Annotated in this window: 4 protein-coding genes and 1 pseudogene; 2 read left to right on the forward strand and 3 right to left on the reverse strand. The window is 55.3% G+C overall.

All coding sequences use genetic code 11. The features are described 5' to 3' along the window. Positions 1 to 216, forward strand: a pseudogene (locus POG22_RS08230) (transposase); the annotation flags it as partial. A gap of 374 nt (positions 217 to 590) precedes the next feature. Here POG22_RS08230 and POG22_RS08235 read toward each other — a convergent pair. Then, positions 591 to 1391: a hypothetical protein gene (locus POG22_RS08235; protein WP_498904669.1), complete on the reverse strand. Its 801-nt coding sequence runs from the start codon at positions 1389 to 1391 to the stop codon at positions 591 to 593. Positions 1392 to 1585: 194 nt separating this feature from the next. Beyond that, the gene (gene argF / locus POG22_RS08240) at positions 1586 to 2506 is read right to left on the reverse strand and encodes an ornithine carbamoyltransferase (RefSeq protein WP_017660647.1); all 921 of its coding nucleotides are present in this window, start codon (positions 2504 to 2506) and stop codon (positions 1586 to 1588) included. 234 nt (positions 2507 to 2740) lie between these two features. On the opposite strand from argF, the gene POG22_RS08245 reads away from it, so the two are divergent. Continuing rightward, entirely contained in the window at positions 2741 to 8329 is a 5589-nt protein-coding gene (locus tag POG22_RS08245) for a trifunctional serine/threonine-protein kinase/ATP-binding protein/sensor histidine kinase (RefSeq protein WP_498904671.1), read from the forward strand. Between the two features lie 23 nt (positions 8330 to 8352). On the opposite strand, the gene POG22_RS08250 is transcribed toward POG22_RS08245, so the two are convergent. Further along, positions 8353 to 8563, reverse strand: a 211-nt coding sequence (locus tag POG22_RS08250; RefSeq protein ID WP_498904673.1) for a hypothetical protein, incomplete at its 5' end; no start/stop codon positions are given.

The following is an 8563-nucleotide window of genomic DNA, read 5'->3' on the forward strand; positions in this document are numbered from 1 at the left end:
CAAGTTCATTGGGTTTTAGATGTGACTTTTAATGAAGATTCCTGTCGGATTCGTTCTGGTCATAGTCCTCACAATTTATCTTTACTCCGCCGCTGGGCGTTGAATGTTCTTCGTCAAGAAACCACTCTTCGGCGCAGTTTGTGACAAAAACAGAAACGAGCTGCAATGAATAACGACTACATGACCACTGTTCTCAAAGCCTTTTGTCAAGCCTGATTGAGATGCTCTTACCCTGGACTTCCGTCTACCTTGTCACCCTCTCAGGTCCAATACAGCTCCTAATTTTTCGTTCTCGTCCGCTACAAGTTTGGCTGCTTTGGGCAAAAAAATTTGGCCAGTTCCGGCCTAAGAATTTCGAGCCAGTGGTCGCGCAGGCTCAGTTCGATGCTCTCGAAGTCTTGGATTTTCTCTTCGGGAGTATTTGGGTACAGGATGTCGGCGATGGTTTCGGCGGCTTATTTGAGTTGTTGACGTTCTTCTGAGGTCATCGACGACTGGGGAATGCTTTACCCTCTATTCTCGAACTCCTGTCAATGCGTATTTCTACTCATTGCCTTAACTAGATGCTCCCTCCCCCTCTTCCCCTCTCGTCACATCAACACATCTCGGGTTCGTTGAACGACGATCGCGCGATCGCCGACGACGGGATTTCGGGCGACTAAGGTTCCGCCTTCGTCTGCAATTTCAACGTGAGTAAAATCTAGCGATTGCGCTTTCGACCACAGGTCGTTTGCGAGTTCGTCTTGAGCGGGAGGAGTGAGGTCGTACCACTGTGAGGTCAGTTTTACCCGCAACAAGTCTGCTTCAAAATTTGCACTGACCGCCGTAACGAACTCGTTATCTTCGTAAGGTTTCGCGACTTGGATGATTTGTCGGCGCACGGCGGCCACGAGTTGCTGTTCTGGGGTCAGCTTTGGCTGAGCGAGTTCGAGAGGGGTCGCTAAATCGGGAGAGGATAAATCTGAAGGAATACCCGGTTCGGCTTTGGGTTCGGCTTCGGGTTTCGGTTCGAGTTCCGGTTCCGCCACATCTGCGGGAGGGACTTCTTCGACCGGTTCGGGTAGGGGTTCGCCTTCGCCGACGGTGATTTCTGGCGTGGGTTCGCCTTCGCGAACGGCTACTTCTGGGGCGGTCGGTTCTGATGGAGAGGAGAATAGGGGAACCACACCGATCGCCACGATAACCACCGCTGCGATCGCACCAATCCAAACTAAAGGACTGGCTAAAGGCGATCGAACTTCGGTTGCAGTCGGTTCGGTCTCGAGGCGATCGGCCCAGCGATTCAATACTGAAGACGTCCCGCGCAGGACGCGCACGAGGAGCGATCGAACGACCCCAGGAGATGCAGAATTTTCCGGGCGATCGTCAGACGGCGGTGGAGTTTGCGACATAACAGCTTTGCGTGGTCTCGAACCGACTCTATCTTACAGGGAAGAGGGGGAGCAAGGGAGAGGAGGAGCAAGGGAGAGGGGGAGCAAGGGAGAAACTGTTAACTGTCCATTGTCTTCACTGGCGACTGGCGACTGGTGACTGGTGACTGGTGACTGAAACCCCGTTTCCTGTTCCCTGTTCCCTGTTCCCTGACTTATGCTGCGCCTAAGAGACTGGCTAATAGGGCTTTCTGGACGTGCATTCGGTTTTCGGCTTGATCCCAAACGCGAGATTGAGATCCTTCGAGAACCGATTCCGTAATTTCCTCACCGCGATGGGCGGGGAGACAGTGCAGGACGATCGCCTCGCGGTCGGCTTTCGCCAATAAGTCATCGTTGATTTGATAGGGTTGGAAGTGGGGAAGGCGATCGCTGGCTTCGGATTCCTGTCCCATGCTCGCCCACACGTCCGTATAGAGGGCGTTGGCGTCTTTGACCGCCGCGACGGGATCGTGCGTGACCGTCACTTCGCTGCGTCCGTTGGCGATGGCTTGGGCGCGTTCGACGATTTCCGGTTTCGGCTCGAAGCCTTCCGGGGTCGCCACGCGCACGTTCGCTCCCACCATCGCACAGCCGAGTAACAGGGAGTGGGCGACGTTGTTTCCATCTCCGACGTAGGTTAAGGTCGTTCCGTCGAGGCGGCCGAACTGTTCCTGTACGGTCAGCAAATCCGCCAATGCCTGACAAGGGTGTGCGAAATCGGTCAGCGCGTTAATTACGGGAATCTCAGCGTAGTGTGCGAAGGTTTCGAGATCGGCTCGATCGAAGGTGCGAACGGCGACCGCGTCGAGATAGCGATCGAGGACGCGGGCTGTATCGGCCAGGGGTTCGCCGCGACTGACTTGGGTAACGCTGGGGTTGAGATCGATCGCCTGGCCGCCGAGTTGGAACATCGCGACAGAAAAGCTAACGCGAGTGCGGGTCGATGCCTTATAAAACACTAATCCCAGTACCTTACGACACTGTGGCGTGACCCTTCCCGCCTTCATTTCGGCGGCCAGGTGCAGCAATCCCCTCACCTCCTCTGGGCTGAGGTCTGCTAGACTCAGAAAATCGCGTCCTATCAGTCCAGTCATATTAAATCGATAAATTGATACTTAACGTTCGATCGCAAACTGCGAAGAGCCGACTGTAACCCTTGCTCGAGAATTGCGTCCTGCACGTGCGACACGTGCGATCGCCTCAGAACGCGACCCGGTTACAGCATCGTTTCTCCACCGTATCGTAACCCTATCTTTCGCTCTCGAATGCGAGATGGCGAGATAGCAAGATTGATAGAATATACCATAGGCTCTTGATTAGGATTTGGTTTGCAACCAGTCCGCGCGACGGTCGCCCCGCCCAACGATTCCCCTGCTCTCGATGAAGCGATGATTTCTATTTCTGGCTACCAGATCGTCGAAGAAATCGATCGAAGTGCTAAAACCGTTGTGTATCGCGGCTACCGCCAGCACGATCGACGGCCGGTAATTCTCAAAACGCCCCGCGCGGACTATCCCGACCTGGCCGATCTCGCCCGCATTCGCCACGAACACGAGATCGCCAAATCCCTCGACAGTCCCTACCTAGTCAAAGCTTACGGACTCGTTTCGTACCGCAATCACCACCAGGCCGCCGTTTATGAAGATATCGGCGGTCAGTCTCTCGAGGCGATCGCCCGCCATCAACGCCTGTCGCTTCTAGAGTGTCTCGACATTGCCGTGCAACTCTCGCAAGCGCTGCGAGACCTGCACCTGGCCAAAATCGTTCACAAGGATATCAAACCGCAGAACGTCATTTACAATCGCGACAACGGCCGCGTCCAACTGATCGATTTCGGGATCGCGTCGCGTTTGTCTCAGGAACGCCCCAATCTCAACCCCGTCAACACCCTTGAAGGAACGTTGGCATATCTGTCTCCCGAACAAACGGGGCGCACGAACCGTCCCCTCGACTTCAAAAGCGATTTTTACTCTTTTGGCGTGACGCTATACGAACTGCTGACGGGACAACTGCCGTTTCGCAGCGACGACGCTCTCGAACTGGTTCACTATCACATTGCCAAGATTCCCACGCCGCCGGAATCGATCGATCCGACGATTCCTCGTATGCTGTCGGATTTGGTGATGAAGTTGCTCTCGAAAACGGCCGAAGATCGCTATCAAAGCGCCTTTGGCTTAATTGCCGACCTACAAGAGTGTCGCCGACAGTTGGAACGCGGAGACAGCATCCAACCGTTTCCTCTCGGACGTCACGATGTGGCGATCGAGTTACAAATTCCCTCGAAACTCTACGGACGGGACACGGAAGTCCGACGGTTGATGGAAGCGTTCGAGCGCATCAGCGGAGCGGAGTCTACGCCGAGGTCGTCGGGTGGGGTGGCGTTTCTGATGGTGGCGGGATATTCGGGAGTCGGAAAATCGGTGCTGGTTCGCGAAATTCACAAACCTGTAGCCCAATGTCGCGGCTATTTCGCCAGCGGTAAGTTCGAGCGTCTGAAACGGAACGTTCCGTATTTTGCGTTTTTACAGGGATTGTCGGGGCTGGCCGAACAACTCCTCGCTGAAAGTCCCGCTCGGGTCGTGCAATGGAAACAAACGCTCTCTCGGGCGTTAGGGGCGAACGCGGCGGTGGCTGTGGAAATTCTCCCCGAATTGCTGCCAATTTTAGGACCTCAACCGGCTGCGCCCGTTTTGGGATCGCTAGACGCGCAAAATCGCCTCAACGACGTGTTTCAAAAGCTGTTGAGCGTGTTCGCTCGGGAGACGCATCCGTTGGTGTTGTTTCTCGACGATTTGCAATGGGCCGATTCGGCGTCGTTGAAGTTGTTGAACGTTTTGTTGAGCGAACCCGCGAAAGGACTCCGTCCTGCTGATACGAACGGATCGCTGTTGGTTGTCGGAGCGTATCGGGATAACGAAGTCACGCCCACCCATCCGCTCATGCTGCTGTTGGAAGATTTGCACCATCGCGGGATCGCTTGGGATACCATTACTTTGAACGATCTCGATCGCGACTGTGTCGAGGAACTGGTGGCCGATACGGTACGGTTGCCTCGAGAAGAGGTGCGATCGCTGGCGGGTTTGCTCTACCGCAAAACGGATGGAAATCCCTTTTTCTTGACGCAATTGTTGCTGTCTCTCGAGCGAGACAACTTGCTGACCCTCGACCCCGAAACGGGACGCTGGCAGTGGGACGTGGCGCAATTGGAAACGCTCGATATTTCTGAAAACGCGATCGAACTGACGGTTCGTAAGTTGCGGACGCTCCCGTTGGAAACGCAAAATTTGTTGATGCTCGCGTCCTGTATCGGCAACCGCTTCGATTTGGGGGTGTTGTCGGTGGTCAACGAGCGATCGCAACAGCGTACTGCCACGGATCTCTGGCCGGCGGTTCGCGAAGGAACGATCGTTCCCCTCAGCGATGCGTACAAAATTCCCCTCGCCCTCGACCCGGACGCCGATGAGGATCGCAATGCCGATCTCGATCGCTCTCATATCGCCTATAAATTTCTCCACGATCGCGTCCAGCAAGCGGCCTACTCGTTGATTTCGCCGGAAATTCAGCAGGACGTTCGGCTGCAAATCGGAAAGTTGCTGTTGAAAAGTACGCCGCCGGAAGCTCTGGAGGAACGGATTTTCGAGATCGTCAACCAGTTAAACGCTGGGGCGGCCTTGATGGTGCGCCCGGAGGAAAAACGACAACTGGCTCAGCTCAATTCGATCGCGGCTCGTAAAGCGAAGGCGGCCGCAGCCTCTCAAACGGCTCAGGACTATCTCGAGGTGGGACTGAACGCGATGGCGGAGTGGGGATGGGAACGGGAGTACGACCTGACGGTGTCTCTGCATCTCGAAGCGATCGAGGTGGCGGCGGTCAATACTCATTTCGATCGCGCCGAAGTGCTAGCTCGAACGGTTCTAAGCCACGCCAACAACCGCCTCGATAAAGCCAAAGCCTACCAGTTACAAGCGTTGGTTTACGGCATCCAAAATCAGATCGCTCGCTCGTTGGGTATGGGCAAAGCAGCGGTCGAAATGCTCGGCGTTCCCTGGGAAGACACGCCGATCCCGCGCGATCCTCGGGCGCTCCTTCCCCCGCGCGATCGCCTCGCTCTCCTCCCTAGGGCTGAGAGTGCTTACGACCGTTTGGCTATGACGTTGTTGAGTGCTGTCGCGACGACGGCGGCCTTTACGGATGCGGCGATCTTGCGACAGGCGGTGTTGACTCAACTGAAACTGAGTTGGCAACAAGGCCATGCTGGCGATTCGGCGGCCGCCTATGCGTGGTACGGGGCGCTGTTGTGCGGCTTGGCCGACGACCCTAATGCCGGACGGGACGCGGCAGATATCGCCCAGCAACTCCTCAACAGTGATGAAGACCGGCGACTCGAAGGGCTAGTGGTCGCGGTGACAGCCGGTCGCGTCGAACCCTGGTATCGCCCGCTGAAATCGTTGTTACCGCGACTGCGGGAGGGGTTGCAACACGCCCGAGAGGTGGGCGATTTGGCGGGATGCGGTCATGCGGCGACGGTCTACTGTTCGGGGGCGTTTTGGTCGGAAGCGACGCTGTCGGCAGCCGTGCGACTCCAAGATATGGCGATCGCCCTGTTGCGGGAAATCGAGCAGAACGCGGCCTTGGCCTGCGTGTTGGTCTGGCGTCAGCTCTCGGCGAACTTGCAAGGACACGCGGCCGATCCCTGGCAGCTCGACGGCGAGCATTATGCGATCGCGACTCAGTACCCGCAACTGCACGAACGCCAGCAACGGGCGGCACTGTACTGTATGGAGGTGGCGCAAACGGTGTTGTGGGTGCTGTTATCGGACTTCGACCGAGCGGTGGTGTCGGCGACGGCTGCTGAGGACTTGAAGGCGATCGCGGTGGGAACGGTCGATCGCGCCTATCAAGTTGCTTACGGACTGTTGGCACGATTGGCAACGTCGGAGAGGGTGATGGAGAATGCGGCGGAGGACGTCGAAGCCGATCTCGGACAGTTACGGCGTTGGGCGAAACGGATGCCCCAAAATTTCCAACATCTCCTCGAGTTGGTGGAGGCGGAAACCTATCGGGTGGCGGGAGACTATCTCAACACGATGGATCGGTTCGATCGCGCCATCGCCACGGCGAAACAGTACGGTCACGTGCGAGAGGTGGCGTTGGCGAACGAACGAGCGGCGCGGTTTTATTTCGATTGGGGTCGCGAGTCCATCGCGGGTTTGTATTTGGCGGAAGCCTATCGCAGTTACCGGGTCTGGGGAGCGACGGCGAAGGTGCGGGCGTTGGGCGATCGCTATCCGAATTTGCTAGCGGGGATGACGGCCGGTTCGGAATGGCAGTTCGATCGCACGTTAACGTTAAATGCCGATCGAACGGGCCAAATTTGGGAAACGGCCTTGACCCGTCCGACGGACACGCTGGTTCGGGCCAGCGGGACGGAATTCTTTCGCGCGACGGCCATCGAAGCGACGCACGTGTTATCGAGCGAAATCGTTCTCGAGTCGTTGCTGAAGAAACTGATGAACGTCGTGCTGAAAAACGCGGGCGCTCAAACGGGGTTTCTCATTCTCGCCGAGCGCTACGACTCGCCGGAGTTGGAGACGGACAGCACGACAGACGTGGCTCGGTTGATGGTGGAAGCTTCGGGAACGGTGACGACGGAACAGGTGACGGTTCGTCAGTCGATCGCTGTGGAGGCGTGCGAGTCGTTGCCGAAATCGGTGATTTACTATGTGGCGCGACGGCGGGAAAGTGTGGTTCTCAACGATGCGGCGGAGGCGTCTACGTTCGCCAACGATCCGTATATTCGGCAGTTCAAACCGCGATCGCTGTTGTGTTATCCCATCGAACGTCAAGGAAAGTTGGTGGGAGTGTTGTATTTGGAAAATAATTTGACGGTGGGGGCGTTTACGCGCGATCGCTTGGATTTGTTGGGGTTGTTGTGTTCGCAAGCTGCGATTTCGATCGAAAACGCGACGCTCTATCGTAATTTGAAAAACTCAGAACGGCGAGAGCGGGAACGCAGCCAGGAACTCGAACAGTTGGTTCGGGAACTCGATCGCGCTCAGCTTCAATTGATTCAGGGTGAGAAAATGTCGGCGTTAGGCCAGTTGGTGGCGGGAATCGCTCACGAAATTAACAATCCGATCGGGTTTATTGTGGGAAATTTGACCCTGGCGGACAACTATATTAAGGATTTGAGCGACTATTTACAATTGTATCGCGATCGCTTTCCCGATCCGGGACAAGAGTTTGAAGATCGCGCCGAAGAAATCGATTTGGAGTATCTTTTAGAGGACGCGCCGAAGTTGATGTCGTCGATGCAGATGGGGATCGATCGCATTCGCCAGATTAGTAAAGCGTTGCGAACGTTTTCTCGTACCGATACAGACAAACCCGTTCGTACGAATTTACACGACAACCTCAGAAGCGCGCTGTTGATTCTCAAACATCGGTTGAAAGCTAACGATGCTCGTCCCGAGATTCAGGCGATCGAACGATATGGAGAGATTCCTGAAATTGAATGTTACGCCGGACAACTGAACCAGGTATTTACGAACCTCATCGCCAACGCCATCGACGCGATCGAAGAAGCTTGTCAGAACCACAGCTATCAAGAGTTAAAAGAATCTCCCCATTGGATCGCGATCGAAACTGAATTGTCGGAAGATGGAGAACGGGTGTTTGTTCGCATCGCCGATAACGGAATTGGAATGTCTGAAGAGGTGCGATCGAATATGTTCGAGCGGCAGTTTACGACGAAACCGGTGGGGAAAGGAACGGGCTTAGGACTGTCGATTTCTCGACAAATTATTGTTGAGAAACATGGAGGGGCGATCGCCTGTCACTCTGAGTTAGGAAAAGGAACGACGTTTGAGATGGAACTACCAAGAGAGCAGAAGGAAAGCGATCGAACGTCTCGATAGTTTGGGGCGATCGACAGTAAAACTCAGCGCTTTAGATCGGGAAGCTTTAACTCGTGTGAATGACTGTTTCTTTCTAAAGTTGGCGATCGCTTGTTACTTAGGGCTTGCTGAATAAGTCTCCAGAGCGAATTCTGATGCCGTACAGCTTGCCCAATGGTCGTTTTGGACTCTAGCTTCCCAATTGAATCGGTAATCGCCGACGAAAATCCAAGGTTTTTGAGCTTCTCGATCGGA

It is taken from the genome of Geitlerinema sp. CS-897 (assembly GCF_028368005.1).
GTDB lineage: Bacteria > Cyanobacteriota > Cyanobacteriia > Cyanobacteriales > Geitlerinemataceae > Baaleninema > Baaleninema simplex.

Excerpts from the sequence above, each read along its gene's own strand:
- POG22_RS08235 (WP_498904669.1), bottom strand. The coding sequence starts at position 1,391 with ATGTCGCAAACTCCACCGCCGTCTGACGATCGCCCGGAAAATTCTGCA.
- argF (WP_017660647.1), bottom strand. The coding sequence starts at position 2,506 with ATGACTGGACTGATAGGACGCGATTTTCTGAGTCTAGCAGACCTCAGC.